Annotated in this window: 11 protein-coding genes and 1 pseudogene; 4 read left to right on the top strand and 8 right to left on the bottom strand. The window is 62.5% G+C overall.

What is annotated here, in order from left to right:
• Positions 1-7: 7 nt before the first annotated feature.
• From mobF to WN73_RS35260, 7 genes are all read right to left on the bottom strand, one after another.
• A complete protein-coding gene (mobF, locus tag WN73_RS35290; protein WP_271556829.1) occupies positions 8-2,656 on the bottom strand; it encodes a MobF family relaxase in 2,649 nt (882 codons plus the stop codon).
• 110 nt (positions 2,657-2,766) lie between these two features.
• Positions 2,767-4,467, bottom strand: a complete 1,701-nt coding sequence (locus tag WN73_RS35285) for a type IV secretion system DNA-binding domain-containing protein (protein ID WP_271556828.1) — start codon at positions 4,465-4,467, stop codon at positions 2,767-2,769.
• A gap of 4 nt (positions 4,468-4,471) precedes the next feature.
• Positions 4,472-5,146 carry a hypothetical protein gene (locus tag WN73_RS35280; RefSeq protein ID WP_271556827.1) on the bottom strand — a complete coding sequence of 225 codons (675 nt, stop codon included), beginning with the start codon at positions 5,144-5,146 and terminating at the stop codon, positions 4,472-4,474.
• A complete protein-coding gene (locus WN73_RS35275; protein WP_271556826.1) occupies positions 5,139-6,161 on the bottom strand; it encodes a hypothetical protein in 1,023 nt (340 codons plus the stop codon). Before WN73_RS35275 ends, WN73_RS35280 begins: the two co-directional genes overlap by 8 nt.
• A gap of 207 nt (positions 6,162-6,368) precedes the next feature.
• The gene (locus WN73_RS35270; protein ID WP_271556825.1) at positions 6,369-7,910 is read right to left on the bottom strand and encodes a hypothetical protein; all 1,542 of its coding nucleotides are present in this window, start codon (positions 7,908-7,910) and stop codon (positions 6,369-6,371) included.
• Entirely contained in the window at positions 7,907-8,326 is a 420-nt protein-coding gene (locus WN73_RS35265) for a hypothetical protein (RefSeq protein WP_271556824.1), read from the bottom strand. Before WN73_RS35265 ends, WN73_RS35270 begins: the two co-directional genes overlap by 4 nt.
• A gap of 321 nt (positions 8,327-8,647) precedes the next feature.
• Positions 8,648-10,129, bottom strand: coding sequence for a DUF3987 domain-containing protein (locus tag WN73_RS35260; RefSeq protein WP_271556823.1), 1,482 nt, complete (start codon positions 10,127-10,129; stop codon positions 8,648-8,650).
• Between the two features lie 1,267 nt (positions 10,130-11,396).
• Between WN73_RS35260 and WN73_RS35255 the strand changes: the two genes are divergently transcribed.
• From WN73_RS35255 to WN73_RS35245, 3 genes are all read left to right on the top strand, one after another.
• Positions 11,397-13,412, top strand: coding sequence for a ParB/RepB/Spo0J family partition protein (locus WN73_RS35255; RefSeq protein WP_271556822.1), 2,016 nt, complete (start codon positions 11,397-11,399; stop codon positions 13,410-13,412).
• Positions 13,413-14,116: 704 nt separating this feature from the next.
• On the top strand, positions 14,117-14,431 hold the full coding sequence (locus WN73_RS35250; protein ID WP_271556821.1) for a DUF736 domain-containing protein: 315 nt from the start codon (positions 14,117-14,119) through the stop codon (positions 14,429-14,431).
• A gap of 354 nt (positions 14,432-14,785) precedes the next feature.
• Positions 14,786-15,982, top strand: a complete 1,197-nt coding sequence (locus WN73_RS35245) for a DUF932 domain-containing protein (protein ID WP_271556820.1) — start codon at positions 14,786-14,788, stop codon at positions 15,980-15,982.
• Positions 15,983-16,196: 214 nt separating this feature from the next.
• On the opposite strand, the pseudogene WN73_RS35240 reads toward WN73_RS35245, so the two are convergent.
• Positions 16,197-16,367 (bottom strand): annotated as a pseudogene (locus WN73_RS35240) (ATP-binding protein); the annotation flags it as partial.
• 1,096 nt (positions 16,368-17,463) lie between these two features.
• Between WN73_RS35240 and WN73_RS35235 the strand changes: the two are divergent.
• Positions 17,464-20,215, top strand: a 2,752-nt coding sequence (locus WN73_RS35235; RefSeq protein ID WP_271556819.1) for an FG-GAP-like repeat-containing protein, incomplete at its 3' end; no start/stop codon positions are given.

Here is a 20,215-nt window from a genome sequence, read left to right as displayed (position 1 = left end):
AGAGCGATTAGAGCTCATGGCCGAGCTCACGCTTCTTGCGATGCTGTCGATCGCGAGCGACAACTGCGGTAGCATCCGCCAGTTCGGACGGCTCGATCGTGCTCGTCTTGGTGCTCTCGCGAGAAAACAATTTCAGCAGGAGGGCGCGACGCTCCTTGGCAGTAACGTCGTTCTGCCTGGCCTCTCGCGAACGCGCGGCTCTGACATGGGCATCGACCTCGGCGACGTCGACGACCAGCGACAAGGGTCCACGCGCCCGGCTGGCGGCCACATAGAGCGAATTCCGCACGTAGTGGGCATCGATCACAGCCGTGCAGGTCTCGGCAGTCAGCCCCTGTGACTGGTAGACCGTCGTTGCGTAGTCGTGAGCGAGACGTGCGTGGCCGTGCTCGTCGGCTACCGCCCTCGTCGAGAAGGAGACGCGGGAGCGACCGATGCGCGCGGTGATGTTGGCGTGGTCGCGGCCGTCCTGCTCAAGATGCTCAATTTTGCCGCAGGTGCCGTTGATGATCCGATGACCAGCCAATTCGGCCCGGCGACCGAACCTGATCCGGTCCCCGACAGCGAGGCGCAAGACATAGGGATCGCCTGATGCTGACGACGCCGTGACCGATACGTCCCGCCCCTGGATATCGCCGGTAGCGCGAAGCCGCTTGCGGATCTCGGCATTGAGGCCGCGCACGGTGGCGTTGGAGCGGGCAATCAGGAGATGATCCTTGCCGGGTTGCTCCCGCCGGGCGTCAAACCATCTGTCCACAGCAGTCGAGTTGGTGGATTTTTGACCATCGGTCTCGACGATGCAGTCTTCCCTCTCCAGAATCTTGAAGGCCTCGTCGACCCGGCGGTGTGCAAGGTGCTCCACCGCGCGGCGCATCTTCGGATCACGCTGCCGGACGATCTTCTGCAGCACCGCCGCTTCGGTCGCGAGGTGGACGAGCTCAAGGCCGGCCGACGCCGCGATCGGCTTGAGCTGGCTGGAGTCGCCGGACAGCACCAGCTTCACTTGTCCGGTGATCGGACCGACCGATGTCCGTTCGCAAGTCGCCGCGTCGCTCAGGGCTTCCTTGAGGATCGCGTGAGTCGCCCGTGCTCCAAGCAGCCCGACTTCATCGACGATGAGCACGGTCTTTGGATCGAGAAAGCGGCCGCCGGTTCGTGCAATGGCCAGCCAGGAATCGATGGCACGCGCCTCGACTTGCAATTCGCTCGCGAGCATCTCGGCTGTGCGCCAGGAGGCGGCTGCCGCAATCACGCGGTGTCCGTCCTCCTTCAACTGGCCGACCAGCGGTTTAAGTGAATATGTCTTTGCCGTTCCGGCTTTGCCCTGAAGCAACGCCAGGGCGCGCCCGTCAGCCAGCGTGTTGACGGCGGCGACCTGTTCGCTCGACAGGCCGACCGCGACCGCCTTCTCGTTCAGCGCGACAAGGTCTGGACCAGACCAGCGCCGATTCGCCAGCTGCTTTGCAAGATCAATCGTCTCACGTTCCAGGCGGACCATTTCCGGGGTCGAATAGACGGGCTCCTTGAGTTGATCCTTTCTGATTTCGACGATCCGGCCGCTCGCGATGAGGCGATCGACGCGTTGCATCAGATGCGCGGGATCGGTCGCGGTCCCAACGTGGGCGGTCGCGACAGCACGGATCACGTCGATCCGCGAAAACGTCGCCTCATGCTCCGTGAGCTGCTCGGGAATTTTCGCGAGCGCGGCTTCGAACGTCTCATCCCGACCGCCGCGGTCGAGGTTCGGGGCCACGCGCAGATTCTCGACGCAGAGCCCGGGGACGAGGCCCAGCTCGGCGGCCTTGCCCTGCCAGAGTTCGAAGCGATCGGTGCCATCATCGCGCTGCTTGCTGCGACGCGTCGACAGCGTGGCTGCCGCAGCTACTGCAGGTGCGGAGGCGGAATCCTGGCCGCTCTCGGCGAGCTCGTCTTCGATCTGATTCCTGCGGCTGGAGAAGAATTTTCGGATTTCGGGATCAAAACCCACCTCGAAGGTGCCGTGCTTTCCGATCTCCCGAATGACGAAACCAAGCTTGCGCAGTTCGTAGGCGGTATGAGCTGCATGGATCGATCCCAGGCAGGTCTTGATCTGTCCCAGACGCGTGTCGATGCACCCAATGGAAGCATCATTCCGCATGGCCAGGTTGAACACGACGGAATGGGTGTGGAGCTGGGGGTCCGAAAAGACCGATCCATCCAGGTGGGGCGCCGGCCGCGCCGTATCGTGGGTAAACAGCGCGCCCGTCAGTCTGACGTGCTGGCGGTGGAGCCCGTCGCGGCCTCGGCGCGCGTAAGTCGCTTCGTCCTCCAGAATCTCCAACGCGCGGTGGACGCCCGTCAGGTGGGCGTCGAGGACGGCCCGGCGAAGCTCCAGATTCGTCGTGAGCGCATAGACGAGGCTCACGCTTTTGGACGGCGAAAAGGTGAAGTCGACGCCTTCAACCTTGCGGCTGCCCGTCGTCAGCAGCCAGCGCCCCTCCTGGTCGAGGCCCGCGTGGAGCTGAGCAAAACGCTCGATGTCGACGGCCCCACCATGCGTCAGACCAAACTGCGAGCCACGCGCGAACCATGTTGCCGCGATCTGCCGTTCGCCGCCGTGATAATAGTCCCGGGCGTAGTACGTCGAGGCGGTGCCGATTTGGAGCGATGCAACCATGATGGAGGAAGCATCCCGGAGATCGCGCACCGATCGGTCCCGTGACCCCCCACAAAATCCGCAAGCTCAAAAAATGAGAGCCGCCCGGAGGCGGCTCTCGATTGGACTATTCAGGCCCGCGTTTTGCGCGGGAGCCAGCGATGCAAGGGCCAATCGACGATGGGAATGTCAGCGAGGCCGAGCACGGCGGCCCGGATGAAGGGACGTCCCCACAGGTCGAATTTCAGGCCGAGGTCGGACTGATATTCGGAGACCGTAACCGGCGGAATGGTCCACTCCTGTTGACGCTGGTCGGCGTGCGCGGGGATGCGAGCGTCGCGAACCGTGCGCTGTGCGACCCATTCCTTGGCGACGCGCTGCGCGCTTTCACCGGGCGCCAGACCGCATATGATTTGTAGCCCGAAGTTTTCCCGGAACGCCTCGGATTCCCTCAGCTGGGCCGGGCTTTGGACCGTAACAATCGTGCGGACCCCGCGCGACCGTCCCAGCGCCGCCAGATCCGTGATGGCCGGGCTCTTGTCGATCCCGATCCGCGAGACCTCGTCCAGGAACAACCATATGCGCCAGTCATGCTCGTCCTCGACGTCTCCGCCCAGGATGGTTCCGGCAAGAATCCGCAGCACGAGCTTGACGAAGGCGGCCGAACGGTCGCGCCGCTGGAGGTCGTAGCGCAGGATGATCGGCCGGCGCCACTGTCCGGCAACGGCCCAGGCACGCAACGATCGAGGTCGTGTCCCGTCCTGCTCCAACTTGGCGAAGCGGCGGGCGGTGGCGCCCACATGGGCGATCAGGTTGAATTGGAGGGATAAGATAAAATTCGCCGGCTCCTCGCCGCGCGTCATGATCATGCCGGCGACATCAGGGGCGATTTTGCGGATCATGGGCTCCAGTTCGCCCGGCGGCTTTGACAGCATGTCGTGCAGATCACGCCAGCCCCACCGTTGGCCGCGCTCGGATTGCAGGTGCTGGATGATCGCGCTCAGGATCAGTCGCGATCCCTCAGCCCAGACCGGATCCCGGGAATCCGGGATCAGGCTTGCCGCGAATTCATCGGCGTCGGCATCATCCAGCAGGTCTCGGCCGATCGCCCACACCACCGAATTTGCTCCCGCGAGGTCGAAGACGAGCGGCCGGTATCGCGCAAACCGGGCGGCAAGCTGTCCCTTCACGTCGAGGGCCAGTACCCGATCGCGACGCCCCAGGGCCTGATTCATCAGACCCTCCGCAATCACGGACTTGCCCGACCCGGGCGGCCCCATCAGCAGGATACCCTCCTTCTCAGTGACGATAGGCAAGCGTGTTCCCGGAGCCAGGAAGATGCCCTCGCCGGTTTGCCGACGCAGCGGGTGGAAGGTCGCGTTTAGATAACCGGCACCTGACGGACTCCACAGCGGCCGTGGCCCATTGACGTGAAGCGCTGCGATACGTTTTGGGCTGACGTCACGCACGCGTCGAAATACCGTTCGCGCCGCGGCAACTCCGATTGCGCAGGCCACCGCAAGCCGGAGAACGAAGGGCATGACGAGATCGCCCGGCGGCATGGCGTCGATGAGGGCGGCCACGAGGCGCAACGGATACGCCGCGAGCTCGCCGATCCCGCTCGTCTCCAGATGAGGCATCTTGGCCTGCGACCAGAGGTCGGAGAGGTGCACGGTAACTGCCGCATCGTATGGATGCCACCACACGAGGGGCGGGATCAGCGTGCAGAAGGCGACGCTCATCGACAGCAGCACAGCAAGGAACGTCATGCTGCCAAAGAGGCGCGCGCCGGAGAGCGAGGGGAACGGTTCGGTCGGATGGGGTTTGATCATGATGTCACCTGAGGTTGATGCCAGTGCGGCGCGGGACGTAGAGGCGCGCGCCTTGGGGCAAGAGGATGCTGGAGTCGAACGAGGGGTTTGCCGCGGCCAGGACGGCGAGCGGCAAGCCGAGCTTGTCGGCGGCCGTCGACAGGCTCAGGCCCGTCGAACCGACGACATAGGTGCAATCGCCGGTCCAGGCGTCGAGCCTGCCGCAGACGCGCGGCGCCGACGGCTGAACCGTCAATTCGGGTAGGATGCGCTCGACGAACGGGACCGACACGATGATGAGACCGCCGATCGCCGCCGAGATGGACGTCTTGCGCGTGCATTCCCACCACAAGGGCTGGCGCCGGCGGAGCCGGGTCAACCACGACACGCTCTTTTCCGGCATGTTGCGCGCGGTGCGAACCGGGCGGGCGGGCTCTTGGGGGGCGGGCGAGCCACCCCCCTGAACGCGGATGATCCGCGAGCGTTCGGCCAAGAGGGCCATCCCGCGCGGGCCGAGCCGGGCGATCACCCAGCCGGGCACACGCCGGAGCTGATGGAAGGGCATCGTGGCCAACCGCTCGACGATTGCGTGGCGCCCGGCTTCCCCGCGCACGCGCAACTCGCGCAGGCGGCGCAGCCAAGCATCGAAATCTTCTTCGGGCCGGGGCTGCTGTTGCTGGTCGTTCACCTGATCAGGCATCGTGGCCTCCCTGATCAGCGGTCGCCAGCACCTCGATGCCACCCCACATGATCTCGAGCCAGCTCGCGACGTCGCCCTGCAGGACCGCGGCGATCGCGCGCGACACGTTGAGCCGCTGGGCGATGTCGGTGTCATCGGCGTTGATGATGTCGACGAACGTCATGCCGAGCTGTTCGAACGGCACGAGCGCGCCGGCCGCGGCCGCCGGCATCTGCAGGATGCGGCGGCTTTCCAGGAAGGGCGCCACCGCTTCGCGCCAGACGTCGTCGGAGGAGGAGCCCGGAAAGAACTTGAATCGGCCGCTGCGCTCGTTCAGGACGGCGACGATCTCTGCCGAGGGGCATGCGATCGCGAGCGCCTTGCCGAGGGCGGCGCTCTGGCCCATCGCCGCGAAATCGGCCACGAACACCAGCCAGACCACGGCCTGCACGCCATTGTTGCGCAGGTGCGCATCCAGCCGGGCCTTGCCGATGTACTCGACCGTCGCCGCGGCCGACGGCCCGCCGCCAACATCGACGACGACCGGCACACCGTCTGCGAGCGAGGCGTCGATCGCGGCCGACAGCGGTTCCATCGCGGTCATTGCGGCCAACGGATCGCTCCGCATCTCCTCGGTGCCGGGCAGATGAACGACGGACACCAGATCGGCGTAGAGCCTGGGCAGGAGAGCGGTGCGATCCACCTGCACGATGCGGACGCCGCCGCCCGTCAAGCGATGCTTGTCGATCAGCAGCCGCGCCAGAGTCGACTTTCCGATTCCGCCCTTGGGACCGATGACGAGGTGAATGATGGGACCGGTCCTGGCCCGCTCTTCGGCCTCACGCGCGCCCTTGACGAGCCTTACAGCCTTGCGCTGCAGGCGCTTTTCCTTGCGATCCTGATCGTTCATAGCAGTCCTCTTTCCTGGTTGAAGGAACTGCGAAAGAATCAGGCTTGGCGTACCGATGGGTCCCGTGACCCCCCACATTCGAGGGGCAGCGCTTTGAGTGGGAGAGCGCGTCTGGGCGCGCGGCAAGGACCACAAATCCTTGCAAGGATGGCTAGCCCTCGGTCCTTGCGAAGGGACTTGTGATCAGTCGATTTGGACCGCAAACATGAGAGGCTCCACCGAACACGCGCGACAGATGCGCCAAGTTACAACGCATTCGACACGAGCAAGTGCGTCGAAAGCGTTTTCAGGTTTCGATCCAGCGGTCGGCTGGATCAGCAAAGTCCTGTTCGATCATATGTCACGTCGAGGTTTTCGCCCGCTTCGAGCGCCGTCCATCCGATCGAGAAGCTTGAAGATCCTGCCCAGCCGGGCATGAATCTCCACATTCGAATGAAGAGGGCTGAGCAATTTCAGCAGCCGCGTGCTATCCACATCGGCAAATTGCGACGCGCCTTTTCCGAGAGGATAGCGCGAGCGCAGTATGTCGATGTCCAACATCGCTGCCAGCTGGTTATTTCCGCGGTACTTTGCGTCGGACGAATAAAATATGCCTCTGCGATACTCGTCTTCGCAATCCTTGCGCCAGACCGCCGCTGCATTCCTTGCGAATTTCTGGAAGTAATCGCGATCATCGACCAGCTTCGGGTTGGACCGCGCTAACGCGGCCAAGCGAAGGTTCCATCGACTGAGCGTCTCGACGTAGTCACCGAGAATGACGATCTGCTCGCGATGCCTCACGATTCTCGTTGCGAAGTCATAGGCGACTTCAAGAGCAACATCGCGCCTCGCAACACGAGCGCCGGTACCGTCGGCTCGCTTGCGTTTGATGGTCCATGCGCCGTCGGTCCCGACCAAAGGGTCGAAGTTCCCGACACCACATCTCAGCGCGAATTCCGGCATGAGCTTCATCGCGGCGCGGATGAATCCCGCAAACCTGCCTTCGAATGAGTCGCTGCTCTTGTCGCCGGCCAAGAGCCGCACCTGCACACCTGGCGGCTCTCTCGTGGTTTTGGCGCCGATTTCGAGAGCTTCAGCGATCCATTGATAGATCGGCGGCCTCTTGTCGAAATCGGTCACCGTTCGGTTGCGTTGGGAATCCTTCTCCTTGCTTCCCCACATCTCGGTCGCGCTTTGAAGCTGGAAAGCAACAATTCGAGCCCGGCTGCCCAGGTTCAGAATGGCCTCTGGCCCGAGAATCTCAACGAAATCCCGGATCGGGATGTTTTGCGTGCAATCTTGTGACCTGTGCGAAAGCTCCTGAATGACGCCCGCCAGTAGATTTCGCGGTTCAGGCAGAATGAGCCGGTAAGATTTGACTGTCGTGCCCTCGGCAGCGGCGAAGGCCCGCTTAATGACGTCAATGTCCGATGGAGCGAGTTCGCGCGGATTCCAGTTCGCGGCTAGATCTTTGTCTGGAATTCGAAGCGGGCGGATTCGATCGCCGAGCAACTCTTCGCAAGCGTACTTGCTGAGGTTGCGGCGGCCTTTCAACGGGCCGATCTTGAGGGCCTGCCCTGCGGGCCGATCGACATTTGCATTCAAAAAATCAGCGAAGTGATGAAGCTCCGCGATCAGATCCTTTCGCCGCCTTGACGGATAGCGTTGAACACGTCCTTTACCTCTCTGTTTTTCGGAATGTTCAGGCAGATCGTCGAGCCAATCGTGGACATCCGCGGCAAAGGTGTTGCATGCCGCCACGAAATCCATCGCCGACGATAGCGGATCGACGGCCTGCTCGCCTCGGTAGAAGTTCAGGGCAAGCCCCAAGAGCTCAGCCGAGACGCGGTCACGTTGCCTTGCTCTGGTAACGGAGGCTGGCTTTGCAAGCTTCATTGATCGTCCAGGTCGAGCGGACGCGGCCGCGTCTTCAGAATCTCGGCGAGCCGGCTCGACGACGACGCCGGCGATCGGGGAACTGTGACACCAGCGCTCTTAATGATTGGTTTGCGGCCGTGCTCGATTTCGAGGAGGCGGTGCGTCGTGACGCGTCCGTTTCCCTCATGGGCGTCTGGCTCGGCGGCAAGTCGCGCGTACTCGGTTCGCAGGTTGTGCGCGGCAATGGCCCGACCGGATTTGTCGCGAGCGCCGGCTTGGGTCAGGCGCGCGGCAATCTGCTCCCAGGTCAGGCCGCGGCCGCGCAAGGCGTCGAAATTAGCCAGGCAAGACCGCACCGCTCGCCGCAGCGGGATGCGTTCCGCACCCGCTCCGAGCGTTTCGACGATCGCCTGAATATGCTGGCCAATATCCATGTCGAAGATGTGTGGCTAGGGATTGTAATCGCAAGGTCGGTGCGCCCGCGTAACACCGTCAAAGCTGCGTGTGAGAGCAATTGTCATCGCGCCTGTGCAGCTGATCGATGCGCTAGGAGGCAACGCGACAATCTCGCCGCCAGATGGACGTGGGCACCGTGCTGCTTCGTCTTTCGAAATGAACGGACCAGATTCGGCATGCATGCCGCGAAAGCCGATAGTTCTCTGCGTCCTTCGTGCTGGCTGGATTGGATCGGGTCGTCGAATGATCTTAGCCGAGGCGGGAAGCGGCGATGGGTGCTCCCCATCGCCGCTTCTCGGCTACGCCGTCAGCAAGGCCGGGTGCACGAGCCAGTTCTGTGCGGGCCGGCCCAGGCCGACCCGCTCCGCCGGCTGGAGGAGGCCGCGCAGCTGCAGCTCGCGCAACGCATCCTGGATCGCACCGGCATCGCGCAGCGGCGATCCGCGCCCACGCAGGATGTCCTCGCGGGAGTTGATCGTCGCCTTGCCCAGCCGGCGCAGGTGCCGGGCGAGCTGGGTGGTGGGGGCCTCTTCCTTCTCTCGCGTCACCGTGAGCGTGCGCTCGGCCATCGGCAGGAAGAATTCGGCCATCAAGCCGACCGCGCGCTCCGCATCCTCGCCGGAGACCGCAATCGGCTGCTGGCCCTTGCTGACCGCCTCGGTGACCGCGAACACCGCGCTGATACGCCGTGCCTGCTGGGCGGCACGGACGTAGACATCATGCAGGCGATCGCCGAGATCGTCGAGGCCAGCGGTGAAGGTGCGGCTGGCGCGGTCGAGCACCGTGCGCGCCTCGTCCGACATCGCGATCGTGTCGTAATACTGGCCAGTCGAGTCGCTACCGCCCGAGCGGACCAGGTCGACCGCCAGCTTGCGCAGGAGATCCACGGGGCCAGCCTCGCTGGGCAACGCGTGGATGGGCGTCACATCGGGATAGCTCCACAGGAAGCGGGCACACAGCCCATCCCCTTGCGTGATGTGACCGATCGACTGCGGGTGGACCGCGGCCAGAACGGTCAGCAGCAGCGCCGGCACCACGATGAACCCGGACTTCAACTTGACCGGGTAGCGCGGCCCGTCGAAAGCCTGCAGCAGGATCGTGCGGCCGCGATGCCCCTGGCCGGCCATCAGCCCCGTGAGCACGCCGCGGAATTCGGCCGACAGCAGCGTGCGGCCGCGCGCATCGTGCTTCAGCTCGTCGATGAAGCCCGCGCCCGTCGCATCGCACAGGACCAGCGGGGGCCCGGAAGCGGCGTCGTCCTCATCCAGATCCGCCGGGACGGCGCCGCTGCGCAAGATGCGCTTCATCGCGCTCGAGGTCTGCCGCGCCTGATGCGCCGACATCTCCTGCGAGCCCGCCGAGGAGCGCGGCGTGTTCGCGCCATGGCCCGTGATCGCAGTTTCGGCATGCTGAAGCGCGTCCTGGGCGATCTCGATCACGGTGCTGCGGCCGGAGCCGGGCCGGCCCACCATCGCGGCGAACAAGGCGAGCGGCTCGGTCTTGGCCGACGTCAGTCCGATCCGCCAGCGATTGCCGATCGCGCCGGAGACGGTGGCGAGCACGGTGGGGCCGACATAGGCGGCGCTCAGATGCTGCGTATCCGTGAAACCGCGGACCAGCGCCTCGATGGCCGGGGTGAGGTGCTGCAGCGGGAACACCGGAGCCGGCGTCGACTGCGGCTGCATGAACGTCAGATCGGCCGCGGGCCAGTTCGTGCCGATCGCATCTCCGTTCGGCGGAGCATCGGCCTCCGCCTTGGTCGTGGTACGCTTCTTCGCCATGATGATGCCTTCCGTTTGAGACCCACCTCGTGTGGGCGGCATCTGATCTACAGGCGACTTAAACCCGATGAGTCCCGTGACCCCCCACAAAATCCAATGTTCCGCGCTCCAGCGGCACGATCGTGCCTGGGCTTCCGAATATGACCGTCAGGGTTGCAGCCCGACGAAATGACAAAATGACAATACTCAGGATGCGGTGAAGGTACGAGACCACCCAGAGAGTCGGGGCCTGACAGAATGACGAAATGACAAAAATGTCCAGGAGCAGGATCGAAGGCCGAACCGATCACCCGGTCGCCGGGTGATTGTGTTCATCCTCGTCTGAAAAGACTGGCCCTGTTTCGGCCGGGAGCATGCGAGCTTTTCGTCAGAACTGGCGCTATCTCGCACGAGGATTGCGAGACCGCCCGGACGTGCAGGGTTCAAAGGGATCTCGGACGTTGGAATCCTGGCTGACGAATATTGGCATTTTGTCATTTCGTCGGACCATGCGGTGGGGATCTGCCAAGTCTCCTCGTCGCGGGAGAACTTCGCGAGTGCAAGAACCCCGCACTGGTTGCGCCAATTCCCACCGGCCCCTTTGCCGACGTGATCCGACGAAATGACGAAATGACAGAAGTAATAGCCGATCACGGCTCGACGGCATTATTTGTAGGTCGATTGTCATCAGGCTGGTGCGACCTGCTTTCCATAATGGTGTTGCTCCACCGTCGCCGCCGATTTGGTCGCCATCTGTGGCAGATGTCTCAGGTTGCATATGGTGTCCCTCGCCGGAGGCACTCGGTCCCGGGTCCCGCCGCGTTCCACGTCGGCGCTATGCTGACCCTCCTGCGGGTGCCTTTTTAACCGGTCTCGGGACTGCAGTCGGTCCCGCGTCCCGCCAGGGGCGGCGCTATGCTGACGCTCTTGCGGCTGCCTTTCTTGCTGGTCCTGTCGGAGGATGACTTCATTTCGATCGAGACGACTATCTCGTTTTGAACTCGCGAATGGGCTCCGCCCCTCGCGCGCGCCAGGGTGAAGCGCCGGCTCATGCCGGCGCCTACCCGGGCGGCCTCCCCGGTCTTCCGCGCTGTCCCTAGACGACGAACCATCGCGGGCTTGCCCATTCGCTTGTGCAGACCCGCTTCCAGAGAGCGGCCCTATCGGGCGGGCGATCCCCCGCCGCCCGGCTCGCCCTGGCACTTGCTACCCCCGGTCTCGCCGACGGGCAGGGGCGCAGGCGCGGAGTGCGCGCTCTGCGCCCGTGAAACAGCAGGAGAGATCGATCATGTCGGCCAAGCAGGTGAAGACCGTCCCCGCAAGCGGGACGGAGATTTTCGTTCCGCTCAGCAAGCTCAAGAAGTCACCGAAGAACGCACGTAAGACGCCGCATAGCGAAGCAGCAATCGAAGGCTATGCGTCGAGCATCGCCGCCAAGGGCATTCTGCAAAATCTTGTCGTCGAACCTGAGCTTAATGCGGAAGGTGTCGCGACCGGATTTTACTTCGTGACCATCGGCGAGGGGCGGCGGCTGGCGCAGCTCTTGCGGGTGAAGCGGAAGGAGATCAAGAAGACCGAGCCGATCCGTTGCATCGTCGATACCACGAACGACGCCTTCGAAATCAGTCTTGACGAAAACGTCACCCGGGAGGACATGCACCCGGCCGACCAGTTCGAGGCCTTCAAGAAGCTGGCGGACGAACGCGGGTTTGGTGCCGAAGAAATCGCCGCGCGTTTCGGCGTAACGCCGAACGTGGTGCGGCAACGCCTGCGGTTGGGTGCGATCTCGCCGAAGATGATGCAGGCCTATCGCGATGGTGAATTGTGCCTCGACCAACTGGCGGCCTTTGCCATCACCGACGATCATGTCCGACAGGAAGCCGTCTATGAGCGGCTATCCTACAATCGGGACGCCAGTACGATCCGCCGCCTGCTCATGGAAACTCACGTCCCCGCCACCGACCGCCGCGCCCGCTTCGTCGGGATCGAGGCCTATACGGAAGCGGGCGGCACGGTCCTGCGCGATCTCTTCACCGAGGATCGCGGCGGCTATCTGGAAGATGTTGCCTTGCTCGATGGCCTGGTCACGGCAAAGCTCGACAGCGAGGCCGAGGCGTTGCGGGAGGCCGAGGGCTGGAAATGGACCGAAGCCCAGCTTGATTTCCCGCACGCGCACGGCATGCGGCGGATTTATCCGCATTCCGTCGAACTCTCGGCAAAAGACGCGCGCGCTCTGGAGGTGGCCCAGAGCCAATTCGACCAACTGACCGAACAGTATAAAACCGTCGAAGAGCTTTCCGACGACGTTCACGCGCAGTTCGGCGAGCTTGAAGCAGAAATCGAACGGCTGGAGGCGAAGCGGCAGGCCTACGATCCTAACGACATCGCGCGCAGCGGAGCCTTTGTGATCCTCAATCACGACGGCACCATCAGAATCGAACGCGGCTTCGTTCGCCCGGGAGACGAAAAGCTGCAGTCCGAAGCTGAGCGGGAGAGCGGCGATCGGTCGAGGAACGGGAGCCATGATGCGGACGGCCAGTCCATGCAGGATAACGCAGGGGGAGCAGAGGCCGCCAGCGAGGAGGCCGACGACCGGCCCTTGTCCGACCTTCTCGTCCGGGACATCACCGCACATCGCACCTTGGGACTGCGCCTCAATTTGAGCGAACAGCCCGAAGTCGCCATCCTGGCGGTCACGCATGCGCTCGCGGCTCAAATATTCTATCTCGGTGCGGATGTGCATATCGTCGGCATCCGGCCGGTCAAGACCGACCTCGCCGCGCATGCAGAGAGCATCGAGGATACTCCCCCCGGCAAGGCTTGGGCGGATCGTCACGCCAATTGGGCACGGCAGATGCCGCGGGACGTCACGGAACTGTGGACCTTCGTGGCCGAGCTTGACCACGACAGTCGCATGAGCCTGTTTGCGCATTGTGTCGCGCTGACTGTCAATGCGGTCATACTCCCGTTGGAGCGGCGGCCGCGCGCGTTGGCAACGGCCGACCAATTGGCGGAAGCCATCTCCCTCGACATGACCGGATACTGGCGTCCGACCGTGCGCAGCTATCTCGGCCGCATCACCAAGGCGCGCATTTTGGAGGCGGTCAGCGAAGGCGTGAGCAACGAGGCCGCCGAGCGCATCGTCGATATGAAGAAGGCTGACATGGCGGAAGCAGCCGAACAGTTGCTGGCGGCGACCGGATGGCTGCCCTCCCCGCTGAGAACGGCCGAACCTCGGCACAAGGTCATGGATACATCAAACGCTGCGCGAGACGGCGACCTCATATCGGAGGCCGCCGAATGACGCCAACGCTGGGGCCGCTTATGCGGCCCCAGCCCAGCAATAAAAATTTGCCGTGCGCCCGATCGGCGCGCGGCAAATTCATGGATCCAGCAATCCCACTCCGGGCACAAAAGGCCCCCCAAAGGGTGGACCATGTATCATGGGTGCCGGCCGCCTGGCTGACCGGATGCGTTATGTCACCCGCACTTTTCGACGAGAGGACCACCCGTAACAGCGCAGCATTGGATCATGCATGAAATCGAGGGCAGATCGGCCGTCGCAGAGCGACCAAGGTGCGCGACCTTTCGTGCCGCGCGAAAACCGCCAAATCTGATCGCCAACCTGCCTTAACTTCACCGCCCGGCCCTCGAAACGTGTGTATCGCCCATGTCCCCGAGAAGACCGGTTTAATCCCCCTGCAATCCAGCGCCATGCGCCATGATTGTGTCCGTTTGCCTGTCAACGGCGCGCGTCCTGCGCAGCCTCGAATGAGCGGATCAAGCCCGAGGGCCGGCTTCGCCTCGATCGCCTTCCCGCAACTGGTACGCCAGCTTTTTTCCCCTGCCGCGAAGCGGCGGCATTCCTCGCGAGAAGTCAAAAAAGCCGGCTGACGCAGTCCTCCGCGTGCGCTGCGGGCCTGACGGCTGCGGGCCGATCGCTCCCCGGGCCAACGATCGCCATCGAGGCAGCGATGGTCGCGGCCCGAGTAACAAATGGAGACTATCATGGCTCAGATCGGCACCTTCACCGCGTCGGAAACCGGCTATATCGGGTCCATCAAGACCCTTACGCTCAACTTGAAAGCAAAGCTGGTCGCCAATTCCGAAACCGGTAACGACAAGGCGCCCGACTACCGGATCGTCGCGGGCACGGTCGAGTGCGGGGCGGCCTGGAAGAAGGTCGCACGCGACAGCGATCGCACCTACCTCAGTTGCAAGATCGATGATCCGGCGCTGCCTGGTGCAATCTACGCCTCGCTCGTCAAGATCGATGGTGCTGACGAATTCGCTCTGATCTGGTCTCGCCGTAGCGGCGATTGATCCTTCGGGATTACCGGCCCCGCCTCCTCGGAGGCGGGGCCTTTTCGATTCTGCCGCTGATGCGGATCAAGGAAGCGCAATCTTTCTTGAAAGCGGACTGCTAAGGGCTCCGCCCTCGCGCAGGCAAGGGTGAAGCACGGCACGCCGTGCCGGCCGGAACGGTATCCCCGATCTTCCGCGCCTTGGATCGCGACTTCGTCGGGGCGCGTGCAGATGCGCCGCACGCGGCGCCCCTTCGGGCGGGTGATCCCCCTCCGCATCCGACCGCCCTTGCCCTTGCTACCCCAGGTCTCGCCGACGGGCAGGGTTGCAGCGCAGCGCTGCGCTTCAACCTCAGCCCATAGGAGTAACGAGATGAACATGATGACTTTGCAGCAAAGCGAACGGCCAGCATCGAGCGGCTTTCGGGTGGATGTGTCGCGCGGCCAGCGGATTGGGCGCGTATCGTCGGAATGGTTTGCCCGACCGGATGACGAGCGCTATTTGAACCTGTCGGACCTGTATAAGGCCGTCCGTGGCCGGGCTGAAGGCGCGCAGACGCGCACCGTCGAAAGCCGGGCGATCCGGGTGGAGGCAGACCGGGATGATGCGGAGCGATTGGCATTGGTTGTGCCTGGGCGTGACGAGCCCGTGGCGCCGACGCATTGGAGCTTTGGCCAGTTGTGCACGCTGACCGGCGCGCCTTCGTCCTATCTGCGGCAGCTTCCCGCAGCGCTATCGGCCATCAACCTGCAGCATGGCCTGATCTCGCATCGCGCAGAACTGGTGAAGACATTGGAGGCCGATAACGGGCGCGTCGAGCTCCGCGCGGTGACTGGCCCCGAATACGGCCGTATTTGGGATCATGAGCTTGTCGCTGCCACCATGAAAATCGCGGGCAACGGCACGGGCGATACCCGCTGGAAAGTGCCGGGCGTGCTGGATTGGGCGACCATGACTCACAATCCCTTTGTGGACGTGACCAAGAACTCGACGACGCTCTATGCCAGTGACCGCGACGTGTTCCTGTTTCTGGTCGACGACACCAATCCCATCGAAGCCGGGAGGTTGGCGGATGGATCGCCGGATTTGTATTTTCGGGGTTTCTATTGCTGGAACAGTGAAGTTGGCAGCAAGACGCTAGGCATCGCCAGCTTCTATCTGCGCGCCGTCTGCATGAACCGCAATCTCTGGGGCGTGGAGAATTTCGAGCAGATTACCATCCGTCATTCGAAGTTCGCCGCGCAACGATTCGCACATGAAGCCGCACCAGCATTGACGAATTTTGCAAATTCTTCACCGGCGCCATTCGTGGCCGGCATCAAGGCCGCGCGACAGCGGATCGTTGCTCGCACCGACGAGGACCGCGAAAGCTTCCTCCGCAAGGGTGGTTTCTCCAAATCGGACACGACAAAAATTATCGAGACGGTTCTCGGCGAGGAAAGCCGTAAGCCGGAAAGCATCTTTGATTTTGTGCAGGGGATCACAGCGCTGGCCCGCGCCAAGTTGCACCAAGATGCTAGGCTCGAGTTGGAAGGGAAAGCGAAGCTGCTCTTGGAGCGCGCATGTTGACAGTGCAAGCCGCGTGACCCGGCTCGGGTCACGCGGCCATACAACCAACTACTGCAACCGCGCCGCCGATCCGGTCACCGGATCGGCGGCTTCGACGCGAATCCGCGTCGCGAGCTCGCCGGACCTAACGGCCCGGCTCGCGAACTCCACAATTGTCAAACGCCATCCGGAACTGCCCCCTTTGCGTCATGAAGAACTGCCCCCATCCTCGGGTTCATGATGTCGGTTGAAGGTTAGCTCCGCCGCTGACGGGACGGAGGGAGGCGGAGCCGACCGGAGGGCCGTCAGCGGCGGGCGACTTGATGAGGCCGCTCTTGCGCTTGGCGCGGAGCCGGTAGCCGTCGCCGCGGATAGTCAGCACGTGACTGTGGTGCAGGAGCCGATCGTCAGGTCGTCTCCACCGAAGATCTGACCGTCCTCACGCAGCACAAGACCGCGCTCAAACCGTATCTTGGCCGTTTGCGGTGGCTCGGCCAGGCCGGATCGTTGTCGCCAGCCGTCAGCTCCAGGTTCGCTTGCGCCCTGTGACGGACATGCGGCTTGCATTCGAAACGGTGAAAACGATCATGATGGTAGACTTTCGGGTTCGCTACTAAAGCGACCCTCACTCACTTACGCGGGCAAGCGTTTGGGCGATGCCTTCGGCCCGCGCTCTACTCGTCGCTTCGCTCCTCACCGAGCCACCCTATGGGTGTCTCGGCCCTTCGGGTAACGATCGCTATCGCACATGCTCGCAAACAGTGGGGGCTTCGCAAGTCAACCGCCAAGTTGCGGCGGCTCTTTCGCAAAGAATCCGGCGATCCGGATGCGCTCCACAGTTCGAGCGCAACAAAGTGCAACAAAACGCAAGGTTGCGAAAAGATGCTATCACACCTGTGCATCTACGGTATCCTTATACCATAGATGCGAGACTCCGACCCTGCGCTCTTCAGAATTGACAAGGCTTGCTGGCGCTTTGGCGACCGCGTTTCGCGGCCTCTGCAGGCAGCGTGACTAGAACTGGATAAGCTAACAGGGGCCAGTTGTTTGATGGGGACAATATAACGCGCGGCCTCCGATCAATATCTCAATCGGTTGATCGCCACTCACTTTCCGGAACCTACCCATTGCCGGATCGACCCCCCTCAGTTCGGGCTCACGTGGCATGCCAGCTGCCTCGATTTCTGGCAAGGGGCCCCCGCAAACATCTGAAGCCACAGTCACAGTGTACGAGGGACTGCGGCCGCTAAGAAAGAACCGGTCTGGCTACCGAAGCAACGTGCCCGATGCTCGAGATCGCACGCAAACCGGTACCGAGAGCTCCGCGTTTGAGGACAAGCGACCGCCATCAGCCCGTCGGTGTGGCTCGCCGGTTACATATTCCGCTGCGGAGGCGGAATATTATCAGAGAGGTTTGGCTGGCGTTTGGTGAAGCCGACGCCCGCTTGCCAGAAGGCTCCTGTCTCGTCTGAAGACCGGATCGATGCTGCTTGGGGGCATGTTTGACATATTCAGTTATTATACCACAAATTGTCTTCAAAGGTCAGACGGTACTCATCAAGTTCGACGGAATTGATGCCTCGGACGAGTATCACTTTATTTATACCCCGCCCAGCGGCAGCTGGGATCTGACGCCGGCCTATACGTCGGAAGGAAATGCGCTTCTCCAAATCGCTTCGACTGGCTGGTACAGCATTGGCGCGCAGTCACGCGACGCCACGACGCAGGGGCAGCTTGACAACCGGTATGTCGGCCAGTTTTACAGCTACGATCCGGTCCAGGCGGCTGCGTTGCTCGATGATCACGCAAGTCGTCTGAACTACAAGGCCTATGACAGCAACATCTCGCTCCAAGCCTCGGGGACGGACTGGCGGGCGGGCATCGACTCCTGGCAGGAATTTGCGCAATACGTTGATGCACAGTACCAAAGCACGACGCAGAGCACTGATTTCACGCCAGAGCAGGCGCAAGTTTTCTTTTACCTCCAATGGGTCTCCGGCCTGTGGTCGTATGGCAATCCTACTCAACTCCTGGCAACCGGCGCAGTCGTCGATAATGAAATCAACGGTGTAACTGATCCGGCAGACGTCACTGTTCGCACGTTCCTCGATTCTCCGATCGGTTGCTGCACCGATTACACGACTGTCATGTCCTATCTGTTGCTGGAAGCCGGCATCGAAAGCCGCGTGGTCAGCGGCAACGCTCACGTCTTCAACGAAGCGTTAATCGATGGCGAGTGGTGGACGATCGATGCCAATCTGGGGCTTGCCTATGAAGGTGCCTGGGACCAGGTAATTTCCACCGATCAGACGATCAATGTCTTTCAGTTCGATCATGCTGGCAAGATGCAAGGGTCGAGCGTCTATCGCGACAGTTTGGTCGACTTTTTCAACACATTCACACAAGACGTTGCCGTCGGGCAGTTCACCGACGGCTATCGCCGAGATCCCGTTACTTTCTATCAAAGCTTGGCTTATGGCCACACTTTCCTCGATGAAACTGGTCTTGTGCAGTGGTCCGGTACAGGCACGAAATGGAGCGGCTCTGTAACTGCTCCTAAGGGCTGGACGATTGGCGATTTTGACGGGGATGGAAAGACCGACGCCCTGCGCGCGACATCCGGCTCGCTGGGCGCCGAAGTCTTTCTGTCGGACGGATCGCAACTAACGGCCGGCGCGGTCTGGTCGACAACGGTCAATGCCGGATCAAAGGGATGGATCGTTGGTGATTTCAACGGTGATGGCCGCGATGATTTGCTGTCCTATCAGTCGGGCACTTCGGCTGCTTATGTCTATCTATCGACTGGCAGCGGCTTTTCGGCGGGATCGAGCTGGACAGCTGAGAATGACGGGAGTCTTGGCTGGTCGGTCGGCGATTTCAATGGCGATGGCCTGACGGATATCCTTCGCACTGTGAACGGCGTGACGGGGGCGGAAGTCTTTCTGTCGAATAGCTCCTCGTTCGTCTCGGCGGGCAGCTGGACGGTTGCCGGCTCGGGCAGCCAGAACTGGTACGTCGGCGATTTCAACGGTGACGGACTTGACGATCTCGCTGCCTATACTGCGGGCGTGGGCACGACTGTCTTCCTCTCGACCGGGTCCAGTTTTCAGTATGCGGGCTTATGGACCTCGGCCGGACAGGGCACCGCGGGCCAATGGTACGTCGGCGACTTCAACGGTGACGGTCTTGACGACCTCGGCCGCCAAGTCGACGGCATCGGCTTCGAATATCTGGCGTCTATCGGAACGGGGTTCACGGATCCGGTGCTGTTGGCCTCGGACACCAATGCAGGCGACCACACGCTCAGCATCGGCGACTTCTCGGGCGATGGTCAGAGCGATGTGTTCTCTGTCTACAGCCCATACAACAGCGGCGCCCTTGAACCGATTGCAACATCTGCGGACCTGAATGGCTATACGTTGGACCAGTTCAATCTCCTGGTGTCGTTCACGGCAGCCCGGCTTGACCTTTCTTATGTCCAGAGCCCGGCCGATATCGAGGCGAGCCTGCAGACGTGGCGTCCGGCCTCGGTTGATACTCTGATCGAGCTGGAGCGGGCGATCTCGTCGGCCTATACGGCAGCCTCGAGCGCAGGCTATCTGGCCTCCTTTTCGAGCTCCGTCGCCCAGGTCCTGTTCTTCGCGCAGTGGATCGGGAGTATGTGGAGGACCGGCGATAGCATCGGATCCTCGACGGCAGAAACCGTTGCGTCGAACTCTGTCGACGGCACCACACTGCCGGCAGATGTGGCCGCCAGAACCTATATCGCCGCATCGATCGGGTCGCAGGCGGATGCAGCGACGTTGCTTGCAGCCATGTTGACCCATGATGGTCTCGAGAACACTGTCGTCACTGCCGGCCAGTACACCATCAACGAGGTCTATGTGGACGGCAGTTGGTGGTCGATCGATGCCAGCCTCGGGATTGCCTTTAACGCCCGCTGGGACCAGGTGATCGATACCGCGGTCTCGCCAACCGGATATGTTTTCGACGTGTCGTCGATGCAAGCGGACTCGTCCACATACAGCGCTGCGGCCGCCCAGCTCCAGCAGAACTTCGTCATGAAGGCCGGCGTAGGTCTATTGTACGACTTCACCAGAGTTGAAGGCAGTGACTGGCTCTCGTCCCGCCCGGACAGCAACATCTTCGCCGCGTTTGACAACTTGGCTCTGTCCAGTGTCGAGCCGACGGCTTGGTCCCTGCCGACGCATAGCGGTCTCACATGGTACACGGGTGATTTCAACGGCGACGGCA

This window comes from Bradyrhizobium sp. CCBAU 45394, assembly GCF_028128655.1.
GTDB classification, from domain to species: Bacteria; Pseudomonadota; Alphaproteobacteria; order Rhizobiales; family Xanthobacteraceae; genus Bradyrhizobium; species Bradyrhizobium diazoefficiens.
The sequence above is the reverse complement of the archived record's forward strand: the minus strand, read 5'-3'. Positions and strand labels throughout refer to the sequence as shown.